The organism is Dellaglioa sp. CoH-56-MRSF-10, assembly GCF_056782175.1.
The window spans coordinates 1-383 of the sequence record NZ_JBXAYF010000051.1 but is presented as its reverse complement, the minus strand read 5'-3'; the positions used below and the strand labels follow the sequence as shown (position 1 = coordinate 383).

Here is a 383-nt window from a genome sequence, read left to right as displayed (position 1 = left end):
GATGCAGCAGGCACTGTGCTTGAGTGGAAAGTTCCTTGCGAACTACGAGTGCAAAGAGTGTGGCACAATGCACGAGCTTTCGTACAAATACGAGTGTTGTGGTTTTCCGACCGTGTACCATGAGCTGAGCATCAACTACAAGGGCATGAGCGGCCACATCGATGCGGTGTACCGTGGTGACGACGGGAAGTTTTACATCCTCGACTTCAAAACGACGGGCATCGCAGCGGCCCCCAAAAAAGCCAAGGACCCGGGCATTGTGTACGTCGAGCAAATCGAGGCGTACGCAGTGCTTCTGGAACTCCAGTACAAGATTCCGATCGAAGGAATCATGGATGCGTTCATCCTACGTGACAATCCGAAAAAAGACCCTGCGGTCTTCG

1 protein-coding gene is annotated in these 383 nt (G+C 52.7%); it reads left to right on the top strand.

Annotated elements, in window-relative coordinates; all coding sequences use genetic code 11:
- Nucleotides 1–67: 67 nt before the first annotated feature.
- Nucleotides 68–383, top strand: a 316-nt coding sequence (locus tag AC1RP4_RS07785; protein ID WP_481763240.1) for a PD-(D/E)XK nuclease family protein, incomplete at its 3' end; no start/stop codon positions are given.